This window comes from Leptospira weilii serovar Ranarum str. ICFT (assembly GCF_000332415.1).
GTDB classification, from domain to species: Bacteria; Spirochaetota; Leptospiria; order Leptospirales; family Leptospiraceae; genus Leptospira; species Leptospira weilii_A.
The window spans coordinates 129,097-146,757 of record NZ_AOHC02000038.1 but is presented as its reverse complement, the minus strand read 5'-3'; the positions used below and the strand labels follow the sequence as shown (position 1 = coordinate 146,757).

The window sequence follows — 17,661 nt, the reverse complement described above, 5'->3', positions numbered from 1 at the left end:
ACACCACACCTAGTATGAGGTGTATCACACCGAGTCGGGTTTTAAACTGATTTCATCCGCCAATTCGGGTCCAGTCGCATCCGCGGTGTTAGGCGGATTTTCGATCGAGATCGATCGTCTGTTTACAAAGTTGGTTTGAATGATACATACGACCGATTTCAAAACGGAAACCGATTCGAATCCAATTTAGAATGAAACGAATACTATGATACATACAACCGATTTCAAAACAGAAACCGATTCGAATCCAATTTAGAATGAAACGAATACTATGATACATACGAGCGATTTTAAAACGGAAACCGATTTCAAAACGGATAAGGATTTTGCCGAACTTCCGGAAGGAACGTTGGCCGAACTTTTGGAGGGTGAAATATTTATGGTTCCGGCTCCAATTCCAGAACACCAAAGAGTTTCCGCAGAACTTCATTTCTCCTTAATGGAGTATGTGCGTAAAAGCTAAACTCGGCGAAGTTTTTTTTTCTCCGATCGACGTATTCCTGGACGAACACAACGTGGTTCAACCCGATCTGATTTTTATTTCCAAAGCGAAGAGTTCGATCATTCGACAAAAAAGAATCGAGGGGGCTCCGGATTGGATCGCGGAAATTCTTTCGGAAGGAAACGCCTACCACGATCTGAAAACAAAGAAGAAACTCTACGAAAAACACGGAGTTGAAGAATATTGGATCGTGGACCCGATGGAACGTTCCGTCGAGGTGTATCAAAATAGCGAGTCGGGTTTTAAACTGATTTCATCCGCCAATTCGGGTCCAATCGCATCCGCGGTGTTAGGCGGATTTTCGATCGAGATCGATCGTCTGTTTACAAAAGTTAGGGGAAATATTTTCTAAAACAAAACGGAAAGGAATTCGGTCAAACCTAGTATGAAAAAAATATTTCTGATCGGTGTTTTAGCGATTTTTGTTTCGTTCGGAATTTTTGCCGAAGACGAAAGTCCCGTAAAATTCAAACTGGAAAAAAGTTTCGGCAATACCTATCTCTTAAAAATCGTGTATCCGCCCAATTACGGAATTCAGAAAGACGCCCCTCATAAGATTCTCTTGAATGCGAGTAACGGTGTGAAGGTGGAAAAAACGGATCTGAAAGTTAAGGGAAAAACTTCGGATAAAAAAAAGGAATATCTCGCTTCCGTTGACCCCATCCCTCTTGTTGTGACGGGCAAGGGAGAATTGGAGATTCACGGAAAGATATACTACTGTAATTTCGATAAAAACATTTGTATTCCCGGAAAGATCCGGCAAGTCGAAATCATTCCATGAATTTTTACGGCAATCGATTTCGACTTTCGAAAAATTGAATGTTCTTTCTTTCGAAATCGTTCCATGATTTTTTTGCGGACTCGGCATTCAGGTAGCCTGGCGCTTTAGTTCATGGATATGTTATGTATGTAAAATCTTAAACCCCTATTGACTAAACCCTAACCACTTGAAACGTGGGAACTCCTGCATATTCGATGTTAGGGACGAGCGGATAGGAATTAGGGTTTTAGAGAACAAAGGCCCGATTTCGCCTTAAAGCGCGACTAACGTTTTAAGCTCGTTTTCAAATCCGGAGAACTGACTTGAAATAAAAAGTAGAATTTGCCTTGGATGGAACCGGAGGACTTTACGACCTTACCTTTGGACTCGACCAACTCTTTGATCAAAGCCTTATCCGAGGAACGAAACTTATCCCCTTTTTCCGCGATGAGAAGATTGATCGCCCTTTTACGAGCCAGGTCCTGAGCGATATCCGCGTTTCCTTCCAAAGCGGAAACGACTACCTGAAACGTATCCGAGTTTAAAAAACCCTCGGTCGCTTTGATGAACTCGTCCGCGGAACTTTCATTGGACTCTTCCATTACCGTAGTCGTGGTCTTGTTAGGGTGCACCTCTTTGCGCTCGGGAGAAGGAGCGGATGAACACCGAACGGTTAACAAGAACAATACGGCGATGAATGGAATGGATTTCATGGAACCTCCGGCGCTTCTTCTTTATGAATGGGTCTGAATCCCTTTGTAATGACGTTCGCATACAAATCTTTCTGAATATTTCTATAAATGAAAGTACAATTCGCCGCGTCGGTATAGTCTTCTCGAAAAAGAAACAACGAATTTAAAAACCAAGCGAACGCTCCTCTGTAAACCAAAATGTCCTGTGTTAAAAGTTTCTCTTTTTTTTCTTTGTCCTTCTCGGTCATTCTCGAATTGGGTGTCGTTGTGGAATTCGGATTGGCATCTGTGTTTGCGGGTTGATTGGCGGCCATTGGGTTTGTAGTTCCGGATACGGCGATACTTCCCGGAACGGAAGAAGCCGAAGTAGTATTTGAGATCTGGCCCGGAAGAGCGGGAGGTAAACTGCTCGTTAAATCCGGAGGAAGACTTCCTTTGAAAATACCTTCGTTGGCCCGAATCTCCTGAAGAAGGATGGAGACCGCAATCTCGTCCCTTTTTGTCTCCGCGATTTTTCTACATTGATTTCTGAGTTCTTGAACCCCCGCATCCTTTGCGGGAAGAGGAACCTTGACTAAGATCTGAAAAAATTCTCTGGAAATAAAACCGGTGTCTCGAACGTTTTCAAGAACCTTTTGTCTGTAATCCGGATCTGCGGGTACACAAACAAAGTGAATGAATGAAATCGGAATCGACAAAAATAAAAAACAGATCCGCCTCATGAGACAAACGTTTTCCGATCAACGGGAAAAGGAAGCAGGATTTTTCCGGGAACTTTCTGGACACCAGGTCCTAAAGAGGAAAGACTGTAAGCTATGTGTTTCATAAAACCGATTCTTAGATTTTTAACGGATCGTATCCAAAGCCGTAATGTTCTTATGACTTTCGGAATTTGCGTTTGTCTTTGGAACGTTTCTCTTTACGCGGACGCCGCGGTTTTTTCCGGACTGAAGAAGTCCCTGGAAGAAAAGACGAGGACCTTTCGGATGGACAACGGACTCCGAGTTCTTATGATGAAACGGGAAGATTCCCCGACTATCGCCGTTTATACGAAATTTTTAGTGGGTTCGGCGGACGAAACCCCGGAGATCGCGGGTACGGCGCATCTTTTGGAGCACATGCTCTTTAAGGGAACGAAAAACATAGGAACCGCCGACTACGAAAAAGAAAAACCTTACTTGGAACAAATCGCCGTCTGGGGAAAACGATTGGATTCTCTCCGCATTCGGGAATTGGAAATGAAATCCAAAGGCGAAGAACCGTCCGCGGAATTTAAGAATCAAATCGACGTCCTTAAAAAAAGATTTTCCGTTCTACTCGAACTCCATCATAAATTCGTAATATCTAACGAGGACAACTACATCTATTCCAGAAACGGAGGAGTGGGATTTAACGCGTATACTTCGAACGACGTTACGAATTATCAGATTCTTCTTCCCGCAAATCGTTTGGAAATTTGGGCCAAACTCGAATCGGATCGTTTAAAAAATCCTATATTAAGAGAATATTATACGGAAAGGGAAGTCGTTTTGGAAGAAAGAAGAATGCGCGTCGAAAACAGAGGGATGGGAATCCTGAGGGAAAAGTATATGGACGCCGCGTTTCCGGAAGGTCATCCGTATCGTATGCCGGTGATCGGTTACGAAAAGAACTTGGGCTTTTTGGATTTGGAAAAAACGGAAACGTTTTTTAAAAACTACTACGATCCGCAAAGAATGGTGATCGCGGTCGTCGGTTCTTTGGACTTTGAGAAAACCGAAAAAATTCTCCGTAACTATTTCGGGGACTTAAAAAAAGGAAATCCGCAAACCTTAAAAAAAGTTACCGAGGGCGGAAGGACCGGACCTAAGTTCGTATCCGTGGTTCATCCGAGTACTCCTTCTAAGATCATCGGTTTTAACAAACCCGCCTTTCCTCATCCGGACGACGCGGTGTTTAGCGTGATCGATACCTTACTCGCGGAGGGAGAATCGGGAAGACTTTTCAAAAAGTTGGTCTTGGAAGAACGGATCGCTCAGGGAGTTTATTGTTGGAACGGGGATCCGGGAGACAGACTTTCCAACTTGTTTTCGATCTATATCACCAACAATCAGAACGCGGATCAAAAGAAAGTGGAAACTCTCGTTCAGGAAGAATTGGACCGATTGAAAACGGAACCGATCACTTCGGAAGAATTGTTTAAGATCAAAAATCAGATCTTAGGCGGTTACTTGCGCGCCTTGGACGATAACGGAAAATTGGCGGACGTTCTTTCCCTCTATCAACTGTTATACGGAGACTGGAAGGAACTCCTAAAAGGTTACGAGGAATTGGACACGGTAACACCCGAGGACGTACGAAGAGTCGCAAAGAAATATTTCGTGCCGGAAAACAGGACGATCGCGGAACTGAACCCGCCCGCAAAGGAAATAAAAGGTTCCGGGAACTAGGATGAATCACCTCAAAAAAAACATGACCGATAAAACATACAACTTACGTAAAAATTCGTCCTTCGGTTCCCGAGTCGGAGCGAAGTCCGTTTTTAAAACGAAGATTTCTTATATAAGAATATTCTACTATTCGATTCTGATTTGGATCGCCGGGGTCGCTTCTCTCGCAGCCGCGCCCGGAGATTTCGTAAAAGACGTAAAAATTCCTCCGTTAAGTTTCGAGTTTCCGGAAGTTCAGGTATTCGGAGCCGGAAAAGGAACCGAAGTTTATTTTTTACCCGGAGAGGAATTTCCTCTCCGAAATTTGGAGATTCATATTTATGCGGGAGTTTTGTCCGATCCGAAACTCGCTCCCGAAGTTCCCGAATTGTTCGTCCAAGCCTGGAAACACGGAGGAATTCCTTCCGCGCCGGGAAGTAAATTTATGGAAACCCTGGAAGGTTACGGAGCCAAGATCGATACGGACGCGAATTCCGAAAAAATCGTATTCACGATTTCTTATCTTTCCCGATTTGAACAGGAAGTCCTTCCTTTGATCCGGGAATTTATCGCCACTCCTTTGTTAAACGAAGAGGGATTTGCGATCGCAAAATTGAACCTGGAAGAATCGATCAAAAGAAGAAACGACAAAATTCCGGACATCGCCTATCGTAAAACCGCCGAACTTGTTTATAAGGGAACCGTGCTCGGTAAAAGCGCCGAGTTGGATTCTCTGGCAAAAATCAAAGCCGGGGATATCCGGGAATATTTCGATAAAACCGTTTCGACTTCGAGGAGAATCGTTTTGTTGACCGGAGATCTTTCCAGAAAAGAGGCCGAACCTTTGATCGTTTCCCTGCTACCGATGAGAGAAAACGTTCGAAGCGCGACTAACGTTCTTATCGACGCAAAAACTCTCAAAAAGAATTTGGATTCCCTTTCCTTTCAAATTTTGGGCGTCGATAAGGAAGCGACTCAGAGTATCGTGATGATGGCGGGAATTCTTCCCGCGCACAAAGATCCGGATTTTTACGCGATTCAACTTACGAACTACATCGTCGGAGGCGGGGGTTTTAGTTCTTATTTTATGCGGAAGATCCGTTCCGATCGGGGACTCGCGTATTCTTCGGGGAGTTCCGCGTATTTTGAAAAAGATTACGGAGTCGTTTATTTTACGACTCAGACAAAAACTTCCACAACCAAGGAAGTCTACGATCTGATGCGTGAAATCTTAAGCGAGAAAACGATTTCCGAAATCACGGAAGAGGAATTGGAATCGGCGAAACAATCCATCGTCAATCGTTTCATCTTTCAATTCGAGGATAAGACGGGAATTCTACACAACTTTCTTCGGTTTAAAGAACACGATATGCCCGCCGACTATCTTAAAACGTACCGGGACAAGATCCAAGCGGTCACGTTAGGCGACATCAAACGAGTTGGAAAAAAATATTTCGTAAACTCTTCCGTTAAGACGATCCTGACCGGCCCGAAGAATATTACAAAAGGATTGAACGAAACCGTTAAACATATCGGCCCGGAAGAAAGGATTCCTTAGTGTATTGTAAGTTTCAACACAAGCAGTATCAATTCGAAGGAATTTCGGAAGGAGGGATTCGCACTTCCCTTTATCTTCCTTCCTTGAGTTTGATGTTCGACATAGGAGCTCAAAATCCCAATCGGATTCACTTGGATACTTTGTTGTTGACACATTCGCATCTGGACCATTCCTGCGGATTGCCGTATTACATTTCTCAAAGGTCTTTGAGAAAATTAAAACCGCCTAAAATTTTCGTTCCGGTCGCTTTGGAAGAACCGATGCGAAAGATTTTGGATCTTTATTCGGAAATCGAAGATTTTCCCTACGCTTACGATATGAAAGCGGTGAGTCCCGGAGAAAAAATCGATTTGGATCCGCAGCATTTTTTTTCGCCTCATAAAACCTTTCACAGAGTTCCTTCCCAAGGATATACTTTGTATCAGAGAAGAAAAAAATTAAAAAAGGAATTTCAATCCTTTTCCCAGGACGAACTCAATCGAGCCTTGAAAGAAAAAATCGAAGTCTCCGAACAGAGCGAGATCCCCGTCGTCAGCTTTTCGGGAGACACAAAAATCGAATACGTATTGGAACACGAAGACGTTGCGAATTCGAGTATTCTATTTATTGAATGTACTTATATCGACAAGGAACGTAACGTCGCCCAAGCCAGGGAATGGGGTCATATTCATCTGGACGAAATTCTGGAAAATCTTTCCTCCTTTAAAAACGAAAAGATCGTTCTCATTCATTTTTCAAAACGTTATTCGGTTTCGTACATTCGGGAAGTTTTGGACAAAAGAATCCCGAAAGAAGAACGACATCGATTTCATCCGTTTCTGCCATGAGCAAGGGAAGTCCTCCCGGAAAATACGGGACCTCTATTTTTTTAAACGGTCTGGAAGAAAGGATCGATTCGGAATTGGTTCCCCGCCCCGTAGACATTCTCTTGCAGATGGAGAAGGATGCGGCCGCGCTCGGCGTTCCCGTTTTGAGCCCGGCTTCGGGAGCCGTTCTTCGTTTTCTTGTGGAGAACGAACAACCGGAGGAAATTCTAGAACTCGGAACTGGCTACGGAATTTCTCTCTTTTGGATGGCTTCCGGTTTAAAACGAATCGCAAAAATCGTTTCCTTGGAAAGGGAAATCAATTATATCGCGCGGGTCCGTTCTTATTTGGAAAAACATCCCTTCGATCATTTGGACGTTCATCTTTTAAAATTTCATTGTCTTCAATATCTCAAGGAAGCGATCGAAACTCCGAATACGAAGTGGCCCGGCAAATTCGTGTTTGTCGATTGTGATAAGGTTTTATATCCGGAGATCTTTCGGATTCTCAAACGACTGGAACCGGACACTGCGGTTTTCGATAACGTTCTTTGGCACGGCAGAATTTTCGATCCTTCCAGACAGGCCCCTTCGGACAAAGCGGTCCGGGAATTTTGGGACGAGGTCAAAAGTTCGAATCTTCCTTATACTCTTTTTCCGGTCGGAGACGGGTTGCTTCGAATTCGATTTCGGGAAAGGGGATCTTTGTAGAGGAAACTCAATAAGTTATTGTTAGAGATCGATTTGAATTCAAGGAACTCCTCGCAAAGACGCGCGAACGATCCGTTTTGTTGTTGGATTGAAAGCGACAAAATACTAGTTGCGTTTTAAAACGCTGTGTTATACTTCCGTGCAGGAGATTCGTATGTCATTCAAAAGTTTCCGGATTTCAATTTTAGTTTTATTCTTCGCGGCATTTTCGATTTCGGCTCAATCAAGCGCATCCAAAGACGAGGACAAGGGAAGCGAGCTTGCAAGCGCGACTAACGATCCTAAGTATCAGGGAGATTACTTGGAGGAATTTCGTTACGCGAGAACTTTGGATTCCATCAAGGAGAAAGTAAAAAACGACATTCACGCACTCGTTACCGTTACGAAAAATTTCGGATCCAACGTCCAAGGTTCCAACGAGGATTTGAATTCCATTTGGAAACAATACAACGACGCGCTTCATTATTATTATAGAAGGCAATACGTCGTAGCCGGAAGAAAAATGCGGGAAACCACGGAAAGTATGGATAAACTCTACAATAAGTTTTCGGATCATTACAACAAAAGAACGGATCAACTTTTGGGCGAATGCGCGGATACGATCGTAAGCGTGGAACAAACCCAGAACGGTTCGGTTCCGTCGATTTCCGCTCGCAGCAGGGAAATTTCGACCAATCATCATAAACTTCAAATCGCCTACTATCAAATGATCCAAGCGGATCGAATGCGTAAGGATTCAAGATATAAGGATTCTCTTATGCACTTTCGTATCGCAAAAGAATACGGGATTTCCATTTTGAGTAAACTCAAACCGGAGGAAGAAAGTAAGAACGTTCGCGAAAAATATAAAATAGACTTAAGCGATAATCGGAATCTTGTGTTTTCCGAAAGTTCGGACAATAAGGAATCTCAGAAAAAATAGTGAGGCGTTTTCAAAATTTTTTTTCGTTCCTCAGTTTCATCCTTTTTTACATTCTGCTTTCGGGGCCGTTTCTTTTGGCCGGTCCTGCAAAGCGGGAAAAACCGGATTTACAACCCGCTCGCCCGTCTCCCGTTAAAACCTTTAAAGTTGTGATCGATCCGGGACACGGAGGTGTCGACCTCAAACCCAAGGAAGACCACGGAGACAAATACGATCCGATCGCGGACAAATATCTCGAACTCTATAAGTCGGGTGCGTCTTTCAAAGGGATTCAGGAGAAAACGATCGTATTAGAACTTTCTAAAGAACTCAAGGAGATTTTGGATCTTACTAAAACCGAAGAGGGATTCAAAACTTTTCGGTCTTATATGAAGTCCTTTACGAACGACGATCTTCCTTGGATCGAAATCGATTCGGTTATGACCCGAAACGAAAACGCGGAAGAAGGGGAACATTCCGCGAACGAGGATCCGAACGCTCCGTATCGTCTTTTCGATTATCCGGATAAAAAAACGAAAACGATCCAACGCGGAAGGATTTCGTTTATCAACGCCGAAAAGCCGAACTTGGTTGTTTCCCTTCATCTAAATCCGAGTTATAAGGAACATCCGGGCGGTATGGCTGCGGTGCTTACACCTTCGTACAGAACCTTCTACGCGTTAAAGGGAATTTCCGAAGGAAGATACGATAAGGTAAAGTTCGAACAATCTCCTTGGAAAGAGTGGATGGTTTTTAAGGAAGGTTGGTCCAAAACGGAGAACGCGGTCGCGGACGCTTGGATTTACTTTCACGGTTATTGGCCGAATCGGAGCGGTAAAAAAACGGACTTATCCGCGTTCGAAGGTTATCGCCAAAACATGGTTAGTTGGAAATACAAGGATCTTCCCGGTTGGGAAGAACTCGCAAAAGTCGGCGGAAAAGGTCAATATTCCAAAAGTCATAAACACTTTGTCGCGGATGGAAAATTCTGGGAAAGAGAAAAGGCCACGCCCGAACTCTGGAGAAGAGAAGACGGAAGAGAAGGTTTCGGCGGAGACAATCACTACGCTGCCGCGGAGCTGATGAGATTCGTTCAATACGGTCTCCGTAAAAGAAAAACCGAAGAAAAATTTCCGGAGCCGGGCCCCATCAACAAACCGTATCTTTCCACTTACGCGTTACCCACCTTTATAAACGCGATTTCCGCCTATTTGGAAATCGGTTATATCGATAAGGAAAAAGACATGATCCTAATGACAAAACGCAGAAAGGACGTGGCCATTTCCCTTGCGGCGGGTATTTATTCTTTGGCTCACGGGTTCAAAATCAAAAATCAAAATTTTCCCTACGTTCCGGTTGGTAAAAAAATCAACTGGAAGCGTTACGAAACGCGAAAAGAAGGAAATTATTTTCAGATTGTAAGTGATTAATTATATTTTTATTATATTCCAAAACTTGCGGGAAGTGGAACTGTGCCATTTCGCGCAGTTTCCCTTTGAAGGTTCAAAAGGAATGTATGAATGCGCCGACTCCTTATAAAATTCAAAGGGTATTTGTCATGGATGAAGAAGTTATTACGACGATTGTTATCTTAGGGTTTGGCCTTATTTTGGAATTGGCGATTACGAGGTCAATGGCAGCACGAAGAAGAAAAAAATTTGAGCCGCTGATTCGCAAAGAACTGGAAGCTGCCGGAGGTGTTTTGGCGTTACCCGAACTTGTTAAACGAATCGGTTTTAAAGATTCGTTCTACAATCGTGGTAAAGTGATTCTATTGATAGCGAAGATGGTTTCCAGCGGCGAGGTCATTGAAGACAATAATCGATATGCCTCGATCGAAAACACATTGAATCTTAGAAAATATCGACTTACCACTCCGACACATAAAGACGGTACTAAAAATTAACGAACAATTATGTAAAGGCGCACAAGTTCCCAAAATTGAATCTCGATTCGTTTTAAGGAACGTCATTTACACAAGATCGCCGCCGACGCCTTTAACAAGGTAAAATTCCCTTACTCGGTAAATGTTCTAACCCATGATTCCTAGTATCGTCGCTTAGAGTTTGTCCGCCAGCCGTCCGATTTTATCGGAATGGCCGCGAATCTTTGCGATTGTTTTAAGTTTTGTGGTAAATGCTTGCATCTAACCCACGCTTTTCAAGCCCAGAAGGGGCGCCATTTTGTCTTATTTCTGTACTGGAAAAAACGGTGGGAAATTGTTCGATGAAGGAAGTAAATGGTCTAAGCGGATGAATCAAAAAATTAGAATATTCAGTTTTATGAAGATATTGCCTTTTTTCTTTTTTATACCGTCGATTTTCGCACAAACACAAACGACAACTTCCATCGATCCGCTGCTTCGGGGATCCTGGTATGCGGACCAGGAAGAAAAGGAAGCCGTTCTCTACAACCGAGTGATGAAGTTTTTTCGGTCCAACGCTCATTTTGTTTGGAAGACGGATCTACACGGAAGAAACTACCGGTTCTACAAGGACGGAAGGGTGGAATTTATTGTGGACCGGGACTTCAAAGAGGTGTTTCCGGACGTTTCCGAACTGGACGTACATCGGAGCGAGGCAAAGGTTTTGGCGGAACACGGAGAACCTTATTCGGCGATACGTTTGTTAAAAGGAATCGGGTTATGTTACAGATTTCAATTCGGAAAACTCGTTCCCGAAGGATACGGGAGCGCAACGGAGGAGTTGAGCCGATTGATGAAACACATGGCCCACAAAAGAGGGGAGGTGGACGATCTCACCGATCCCTACGGATGCACAAAAAAGAATATTCTAAAAATTGAAAGTGAACCGTTCCGATTTTCCCTGGAAACGACGGACGATTGGAAACACTATTTCCCGGAACCGGAAACGCCCGAAAGCGGAACCGAGGGAGACCACGTCTGGAAGGTTCGAAGATTTTATCAAACGTTACCGATAAACGGACAAGGGCAAAATACGACACAAACTACTTCCGAAACAACGAAGACCGAACTCGCAAATAAAAACGAATCTTCACCGGAACCGGAATTGGAAAGAATGTACCGGTCTCAGTCCGAAAAGTTTCTCTACTATCGACCCGACAGAATTTTGTTTACGATCGGACTCTCGTACCATCCTGTTGCGGCCGTTTATACTTCCAAAAATTATTTTCAACTCTGGGATCTCAAACGGGGAATCAATTCTAGAACGATCCTAGAAACGAACTTTCGAAGAAAGAAGGAACAAGATTCCTACGTAAGTCGTTTCGATTCCTTTCACAAAGACGGAAGAAAAGTCCCCTTGATCCTTTTGGAAAAATATTATTTACGCGAAAATCGAGGACTTCTGTTTTCCATATCCGGACCGGAAAAACAGATGGATCGCATCCGACAAATCTGGTCACAATTGAACCGGAAACTAATCGTCGAATGAACTATGATTTTCGCGCTCGTAAAAACCGGAGATCGTCCTTTCCCGCCGGGACAACCCTCGCAAGATTCCACCTGGCAATTGCTCCTGATCGGATTTTGTCTCGTGGACGGAATGGCGCTTCTTTTTATTCCTTTGGGAATTTACGGTTCCGTATTACTCACGGTGGCCTTGCTGATATTTTTGTTTTTGCCTCTTCTTTTTTGGGTCATCCGACTGAGTTCGAAATTCGGAAATCTTCTCTACGTCGCTTTGTTTTTAAGTCTTTTGTCCGCGGGAGTTTCCGCTCTTTACATCAGTCATAGCATTGGATTTTTCCTCGGACTTCCGGTCGGAAAAAACGTCGACCTTTCCCAATTCTCGCAAAACGGAGAATTCGAAAACGATCGTATCCTCGTTTTTCGGGGCGTCAAAATTCTTACCGACTATGTCTCATCCAGATCCGCAATCAGCAAGGCGAGGACGGAACCCAAACGCGCCAAGACGATTTACTTTCACGTTGCGCCACTTGTTTCTTCGAACTGGAAAAAAGGGGACCCGATTCCGGTATGGGTCGCCTGCGAAAGAATGGAATTGCCGACTTGTACTTGGGCCCATTCCGTCTTTTTTTGGGGTGAAAATCTAAAAAACCATTCCTTATATCCGTATTACAAACTTTCCGTTCAGGATGCGGGAAGAATTTATAAATTATCCCTTCCGGAACATCCCACGATCTTCCGACCGATCCGGAATCCGGAAAGGAAACTCGTTCGGGCGGGAATGTACGGACTATCGGGACTTTTCTTTCTCAATTATTCCTGGTTCCTTTGTATTTTTTTGGGGAAATTTTTCGGTAAGGAAAAATGAGTTTCGGTCTTTAAAAAAATCAACGATTTGTCAAAAAACTTTTTCGTTTGCTAATTTTGATCCTTTATCTTCCGATATTTATACAGAACCAAATTGGATTCTCTTTCTTCTAAAAAATTCTTAAGAATGGAAAAAGATGTTGGAAAGAGGATTTTCGGAAATTGGTTCTATTCGATTCTTCACTTTCATTTTTACGGAAGAGAATTTTGACGAAATGAAGAGAGCCGTTGTAGCTCTTGGGAAGGATCGGGATCTAAAAACGATTTTTTATTTTTTATTTTGTAACCAGGAGAAATTCTCATGAGGAAGAAGATCATCTTACTTGCCGGACTGCTTTGCATTCTTGCTGTACCAGGTGTCTATAGCCAGCAAACCGGAAACAATCAGGCTGGTGGAAATCAGCAAACAGGGGCGAACCCGGATCCTCTTGAAAAACTCATTCTAGAGAATTTCGAAGAGGCCGAAGACTGGAGAGCGAAATCTACGACTCCTCTGGGTGAAACCAAACTTCTCAAAATGGTTCAAAGAGGATTGATGAGAGACGTGTTCGACGAGAACACGGTTCCGGATAACGGAGGAGATCAGATCGAAAAGAATCATATCCTCGGAATCAAAACCAACTATACCAATCGAGGTTTTGACAGAGTGGAAGTTTTTCCTCCTCACGAGTATATCGTAAAGGGAAAAGCGCGTCAGCTTTCCATCTGGGCTCTGGGAAGAAAATTCCGTCATACTCTTTTCGCTAAGTTGAGAGACTACAGAGGAAACACGCATAATATCCGTCTGGGAAGATTGGACTATTTCGGTTGGAGAAAACTCACCGCTACGATTCCGGGTTACGTTCCTCAAAGTACGAGGTTCGCTCTTTTGGATAAGAATCTTCACTTCGTATCTCTTTTTGCCCTCAGCGACGTTCACGAAGTAGGCGGGCAATTCTACTTTTATGTCGATGATTTGGAAGTACGCGCCGATAAATCGGATGCGAAGTATCCCGGATCGGAAATTAAAGATAACTGGTAATCTTCAAGGAAAGGAAGCAGGTTTCATGAACTCGTTCAAAATCACAGCGACACTTACAACGATTCTCGGAGGAGCGATTCTTCTGGGTTTGGTTAACGGACAAAACATCATCAAAGGCAAACGTGGGATCGATACCGCAACCGGTATCGACGTAAGCGGTTTGGAACTCAGATCCATCACCGTGGAATCCTGGGATAATCCCGCTTCTTCCGCGGCGTACGGTTGGGAAGTTTTAACCGATAAGGACACACAACCAGCCCAAGGCGCACAGGCGTCGGCCTATCAATCGACCGCGCAAAACGCACAGTCTCTACGGGAAGTGAAATTGATATCCGGTAAACCGGGAGATATCAAGAACGTGGACGCGGGAACGGCTAAGGTTCTCGGAGTCAAATTTCAGTTCACTTATCCGGGAGAAAACACGGTAACGATTCGTCCGCCGAGAGTTCCCGAATACGAGGTCCTTCGTACCAAGGCTTATTTGGATTCCAACAATCAGAGAAAGGTTTCTAAAATCTACGGAGTTGAATTTCCGGGTGTGAGTAAGGCTCTTTCCGTTTGGGTTTGTGGAAGAGGAAACGAATACAACCTGGAAGGTTGGATCGAAGACTGGAAAGGGGACACACACATTCTTCAATTCGGCTCTCTCGATTTTATCGGTTGGAGACCTTTGACGGTTTATATCCCGCAAGGAGTTCCTCAGGACGTAAATTCATATCCTCAGGTAAAGACGATCGTTTTCAAACAGTTTAAGATTCGTTCTCGTCCCGATACGAGCGGGGAGACCGTTTATCTTTTCTTCGACGAGTTGAGAGTTCTTTCGGATGTGTTTGAAGTTCACTTCGACGGAGCTTCGATAGACTTCGACGATGAGGATTGCAAGAGCAAACATAAATTGGATAAGATGCTCAAGACAAAAGTCGAAAAAGAATGCGGCGGCGGCGCCAACAAATAAAGTTTTAAAAATCAACGGGATGTTATAAATCCCGTCTTTCCTTCTTCTCGGTAAGGTCGATCGTTTGATTTTACCGGGAGTTCCCTTCTCTTTAAATTCTGGTTTACGGATAAGCCAACTCGTCTATAATTGATAAATACAGGGCTGTCAGAAAGGAATTTAACCCCAAACGTCCCAATTTTCATCAAGCCGAGACTCAATCGGTGGAGTATCCTATGTCTAACGAAATATCAGCAACTACGGAATCCAGACCGGCCAGCGATCTGGATAAGCTGACATCTCTTTTCAACGAAGAAATTTATGTTCGCACGGACGCGAACTCCATTCCTGCATCCAAGTTTAAGATTTTTGACGACCTCATCGAATTTTATAAATCAGCCGGAAAAATAGACGATGCGAAACGAAAAATCGAGGAATATCTTTCCGAACACGAAGACAGCATCTCCGCAAGATATTTACTCGGAATTCTTTCTCTCGAAAGAGGGGAGATCAGCGACTCCGGTCTTTTAAAAAACCTATTAGAATCTTTTAAAGTAGCCGGTAAGTGGGCGATTATAGAACACATCACCGATCAAATCCTGAAATACGGAGATCAAAGACTCGCCCTCAAATACAAAGCCGAAGCCCTTGAAAAGTTAAAGAAGAATAAAGAACTCAAAGTCGTATTGGAAAAACTCGCCAAACACGACCGTAAGAATCCCGAAATTTTAAAAAAATACGCGCTTTCCATTTTGGACGAGAATAAGGAAAGGGCGATCACTTATCTCAAACAGGCGATCGAAACGTTCGCGAAGACGAAAGACTACGTTCAACTCAAGGAAATCTGGTCGATCATCGTAAGTAACAATCACGAAGACCTTCAATTTTTCGAAAGAATCGAAAGAATCATGTTGGGTCATAGGGAAAGAACCAGACTTGTCGGTTATCTTTATCCGATCGTAGAACCTTACAAACAGTTGGAAGACTGGGACAAGGTGATTTATCTTTTAAAAAAGATTCTCGAACACGAGGCTTCTTCCAACAAAGCAAGAAACGAACTCATCCGAGCGTATAAAGCGAAGTATGCCAATCATTCCCTTTTGGAAGATTTTCTCAAAATGTCCGAGATCGGAAACAACAGAAAACCGATCAAGGTTTGTATCGCCAACTTTGAAAGAAATATCGTGTTCGATACGAACAACTACGTTCTCCATAGAAACTGGGGAGTGGGGAAAATTACTTCGATTTCGCCTAACGGAGATTCCATTTTTGTGGACTTCAAGGACAAAAAGGATCATAAACTTTCGATCCAAATGGCGATCACGAGTTTAAAACCTCTGAAAAAAGATCATATCTGGGTAAAATATTACGAAAACAAAGAAGAGATCACGGATCTTTTTAAGGACAATATTCCCGATTTTTTTAAGGAACTTTTGACCTCCTTCAACAACAGAATGTTGACCGCCGATATCAAATCCGAAGTTTCCGGAAAATTCCTGCCTCTCGCGGAATGGTCCAAATGGTGGAACAAAGCCAAGAATATAATCAAAAAGGAACCTAACATCGGATTCGATCCTAAGAAAAAGGACGAACTCGTATATCGTGAAAAGGCGATTTCTTTGTCGGAAGAGTTGTCGGAAAAGTTTGCTCACCAGACGGACGCGAATAAAAAACTCGATATCGCTATGGAAGCTTTGGATAACCGCGAAGACGCGGAAGGTGCGATCGAAGCCTTCAATCATTTTTATTACGAAGAAGAGGAAGCGGCCGATCCTGTTCGTAAGATCGTAGCGTTTTTATATCTGCAAACCGCGTCGGAAGAACTCGGAGACGAGGAAATTCCAAGACATCTCAACGAACAAAAAATTGCGGAACTCATCAAGTCCTTGCCTGTGAGTAATCTCGTTGAAGTTTCCACAAAAATCGGAAACGTGGAAGTCAAAAAAGGTTACGTGAATTTGGTTCGTAAACACGCGCATAATCCGGAGGAAGTTTTGACCGGAATTCTTTTTGAAGTTCCGATCAAGGTGAACAAATACGTTTTCTCCATTTTGGAAGAAGAGGATAAGTTCGATCTTCTCAATTCGTTTATCAAATCTGCGGGAGTCAGAGCGAAAGAAACTCCCGAAGTTTTCATTTGGGTCGCTAAGTCCATTCTCACGAAAATATGGGAGGGAGAATGGCTTGTCTCTTCCAAAGAAGAGGAACGTCTTGAACTGATTCTGAAGGTTTTCCGTATGTTTAAACCTCTCGCGAAGATCGAGGATAAAGGAACCAAACTTAAGAACGCATGTAAGGAAATCCTTCATGGAAACGACGACGAGATTCTCCGCGAAGCGATTCACTCCGGAGATTCCGAATATATCCGCAAGTTATACGCGCTTTACAAAGAGGTTCCGTATTTTACCGATCTGGAAAAAGAACGTTTGTATTCTCTGATTGTAGAGTTGAAACCGGACGTCGCTTGGGAAGAAGACGAGGACGAGGATGAAGAGGACGACGATATTCTCAACCGGATTCCGGAAGGTGCGATTCTCGTTACAAGGCGCGCCCTCAATCGGAAGAAGGAAGAATTCGAACATCTTCTCAACGTGGAAATGCCGGAGAACTCCAAAGATATCGGGGAAGCTCAGGAAAGAGGGGACTTACGAGAGAACGCGGAATACAAGGCCGCGATGGAAAAACAAGTTCAGTTGCAAGCAGCCATCAAAAGACTCGAAGCCGAAATCAAGAGTGCGATTATTTTGGATCTTACCAACGTCAAAACGGACAAGATCAATATCGGAGTTTCCGCAAAACTCAAAAACGAGTCCACGGGAGAAGTGGTGACTTATTCTATTTTGGGGGCTTGGGACGCGGATACGGAAAAACACATCATCAGTTACCAATCTCCTCTCGCTAAGTCTTTGCTCGGTAAGAAAACGGGAGATTCGGCCGTTCTGAACCTTACGGGTACGGAAACCCGTTATACGATTCTTGACATCGGTAGATTTTCCTTACAGACTCAAGAAGACTAAGAAAAATATTCAAAAAATTGAATCTATAAAAGTCCCGAGTCGGTTTTCGATTCGGGACTTTTTTTGTTATCGAGCGATCCATAGGGAACGATGTATG

Annotated in this window: 16 protein-coding genes and 1 pseudogene; 14 read left to right on the top strand and 3 right to left on the bottom strand. The window is 43.5% G+C overall.

Annotated features, from left to right (window positions below; translation table 11 throughout):
• Positions 1–24: 24 nt before the first annotated feature.
• A complete protein-coding gene (locus tag LEP1GSC060_RS21010) occupies positions 25–162 on the bottom strand; it encodes a hypothetical protein (RefSeq protein WP_155119684.1) in 138 nt (45 codons plus the stop codon).
• Positions 163–271: 109 nt separating this feature from the next.
• Between LEP1GSC060_RS21010 and LEP1GSC060_RS13110 the strand changes: the two are divergent.
• Positions 272–854, top strand: a pseudogene (locus LEP1GSC060_RS13110) (Uma2 family endonuclease).
• Between the two features lie 33 nt (positions 855–887).
• Positions 888–1,283 carry a cell surface protein MPL17 gene (gene mpl17 / locus LEP1GSC060_RS13105; protein ID WP_003005307.1) on the top strand — a complete coding sequence of 132 codons (396 nt, stop codon included), beginning with the start codon at positions 888–890 and terminating at the stop codon, positions 1,281–1,283.
• Positions 1,284–1,546: 263 nt separating this feature from the next.
• Here mpl17 and LEP1GSC060_RS13100 read toward each other — a convergent pair whose 3' ends face one another.
• Positions 1,547–1,975, bottom strand: a complete 429-nt coding sequence (locus tag LEP1GSC060_RS13100) for a lipoprotein (protein WP_003005321.1) — start codon at positions 1,973–1,975, stop codon at positions 1,547–1,549.
• The gene (locus LEP1GSC060_RS13095; RefSeq protein ID WP_003005126.1) at positions 1,972–2,676 is read right to left on the bottom strand and encodes a hypothetical protein; all 705 of its coding nucleotides are present in this window, start codon (positions 2,674–2,676) and stop codon (positions 1,972–1,974) included. The genes LEP1GSC060_RS13100 and LEP1GSC060_RS13095 overlap by 4 nt, the downstream gene beginning before the upstream one ends.
• Before the next feature lie 93 nt (positions 2,677–2,769).
• Between LEP1GSC060_RS13095 and LEP1GSC060_RS13090 the strand changes: the two genes are divergently transcribed.
• The 12 genes from LEP1GSC060_RS13090 (at position 2,770) to greA (ending at position 17,564) form a co-directional block, all read left to right on the top strand.
• The gene (locus LEP1GSC060_RS13090) at positions 2,770–4,383 is read left to right on the top strand and encodes a M16 family metallopeptidase (RefSeq protein WP_003005399.1); all 1,614 of its coding nucleotides are present in this window, start codon (positions 2,770–2,772) and stop codon (positions 4,381–4,383) included.
• Position 4,384: 1 nt separating this feature from the next.
• On the top strand, positions 4,385–5,920 hold the full coding sequence (locus tag LEP1GSC060_RS13085; RefSeq protein ID WP_003005265.1) for a M16 family metallopeptidase: 1,536 nt from the start codon (positions 4,385–4,387) through the stop codon (positions 5,918–5,920).
• Positions 5,920–6,747, top strand: coding sequence for an MBL fold metallo-hydrolase (locus tag LEP1GSC060_RS13080; protein ID WP_003005462.1), 828 nt, complete (start codon positions 5,920–5,922; stop codon positions 6,745–6,747). Before LEP1GSC060_RS13085 ends, LEP1GSC060_RS13080 begins: the two co-directional genes overlap by 1 nt.
• Complete coding sequence (locus LEP1GSC060_RS13075; protein ID WP_003005338.1) at positions 6,744–7,436, top strand: O-methyltransferase; 693 nt, start codon at positions 6,744–6,746, stop codon at positions 7,434–7,436. Before LEP1GSC060_RS13080 ends, LEP1GSC060_RS13075 begins: the two co-directional genes overlap by 4 nt.
• Before the next feature lie 154 nt (positions 7,437–7,590).
• On the top strand, positions 7,591–8,358 hold the full coding sequence (locus LEP1GSC060_RS13070; RefSeq protein ID WP_003005159.1) for a hypothetical protein: 768 nt from the start codon (positions 7,591–7,593) through the stop codon (positions 8,356–8,358).
• The gene (locus LEP1GSC060_RS13065; RefSeq protein ID WP_003005413.1) at positions 8,358–9,767 is read left to right on the top strand and encodes an N-acetylmuramoyl-L-alanine amidase family protein; all 1,410 of its coding nucleotides are present in this window, start codon (positions 8,358–8,360) and stop codon (positions 9,765–9,767) included. The genes LEP1GSC060_RS13070 and LEP1GSC060_RS13065 overlap by 1 nt, the downstream gene beginning before the upstream one ends.
• Positions 9,768–9,970: 203 nt before the next feature.
• Positions 9,971–10,243, top strand: a complete 273-nt coding sequence (locus tag LEP1GSC060_RS13060; protein WP_003005092.1) for a hypothetical protein — start codon at positions 9,971–9,973, stop codon at positions 10,241–10,243.
• A 346-nt stretch (positions 10,244–10,589) separates the two neighbouring features.
• Positions 10,590–11,750, top strand: a complete 1,161-nt coding sequence (locus LEP1GSC060_RS13055) for an LIC10775 family protein (RefSeq protein ID WP_036096396.1) — start codon at positions 10,590–10,592, stop codon at positions 11,748–11,750.
• 3 nt (positions 11,751–11,753) lie between these two features.
• Positions 11,754–12,593: a hypothetical protein gene (locus LEP1GSC060_RS13050; RefSeq protein WP_003005435.1), complete on the top strand. Its 840-nt coding sequence runs from the start codon at positions 11,754–11,756 to the stop codon at positions 12,591–12,593.
• Positions 12,594–12,893: 300 nt separating this feature from the next.
• Positions 12,894–13,613, top strand: coding sequence for a flagellar filament outer layer protein FlaA2 (gene flaA2 / locus LEP1GSC060_RS13045; protein ID WP_003005060.1), 720 nt, complete (start codon positions 12,894–12,896; stop codon positions 13,611–13,613).
• 25 nt (positions 13,614–13,638) lie between these two features.
• Positions 13,639–14,568, top strand: coding sequence for a flagellar filament outer layer protein FlaA1 (gene flaA1 / locus LEP1GSC060_RS13040; protein WP_003005124.1), 930 nt, complete (start codon positions 13,639–13,641; stop codon positions 14,566–14,568).
• A gap of 215 nt (positions 14,569–14,783) precedes the next feature.
• Positions 14,784–17,564 (top strand): transcription elongation factor GreA, encoded by a 2,781-nt coding sequence (gene greA, locus LEP1GSC060_RS13035; RefSeq protein ID WP_003005371.1) that lies wholly within the window; start codon positions 14,784–14,786, stop codon positions 17,562–17,564.
• Positions 17,565–17,661 lie beyond the last annotated feature (97 nt).

Excerpts from the sequence above, each read along its gene's own strand:
- LEP1GSC060_RS13060 (WP_003005092.1), top strand. The coding sequence starts at position 9,971 with ATGGCAGCACGAAGAAGAAAAAAATTTGAGCCGCTGATTCGCAAAGAA.
- LEP1GSC060_RS13095 (WP_003005126.1), bottom strand. The coding sequence starts at position 2,676 with ATGAGGCGGATCTGTTTTTTATTTTTGTCGATTCCGATTTCATTCATT.
- LEP1GSC060_RS13055 (WP_036096396.1), top strand. The coding sequence starts at position 10,590 with ATGAATCAAAAAATTAGAATATTCAGTTTTATGAAGATATTGCCTTTT.
- LEP1GSC060_RS13075 (WP_003005338.1), top strand. The coding sequence starts at position 6,744 with ATGAGCAAGGGAAGTCCTCCCGGAAAATACGGGACCTCTATTTTTTTA.
- flaA2 (WP_003005060.1), top strand. The coding sequence starts at position 12,894 with ATGAGGAAGAAGATCATCTTACTTGCCGGACTGCTTTGCATTCTTGCT.
- LEP1GSC060_RS13070 (WP_003005159.1), top strand. The coding sequence starts at position 7,591 with ATGTCATTCAAAAGTTTCCGGATTTCAATTTTAGTTTTATTCTTCGCG.
- LEP1GSC060_RS13050 (WP_003005435.1), top strand. The coding sequence starts at position 11,754 with ATGATTTTCGCGCTCGTAAAAACCGGAGATCGTCCTTTCCCGCCGGGA.
- LEP1GSC060_RS13085 (WP_003005265.1), top strand. The coding sequence starts at position 4,385 with ATGAATCACCTCAAAAAAAACATGACCGATAAAACATACAACTTACGT.
- LEP1GSC060_RS13090 (WP_003005399.1), top strand. The coding sequence starts at position 2,770 with ATGTGTTTCATAAAACCGATTCTTAGATTTTTAACGGATCGTATCCAA.
- mpl17 (WP_003005307.1), top strand. The coding sequence starts at position 888 with ATGAAAAAAATATTTCTGATCGGTGTTTTAGCGATTTTTGTTTCGTTC.
- greA (WP_003005371.1), top strand. The coding sequence starts at position 14,784 with ATGTCTAACGAAATATCAGCAACTACGGAATCCAGACCGGCCAGCGAT.
- LEP1GSC060_RS13100 (WP_003005321.1), bottom strand. The coding sequence starts at position 1,975 with ATGAAATCCATTCCATTCATCGCCGTATTGTTCTTGTTAACCGTTCGG.
- flaA1 (WP_003005124.1), top strand. The coding sequence starts at position 13,639 with ATGAACTCGTTCAAAATCACAGCGACACTTACAACGATTCTCGGAGGA.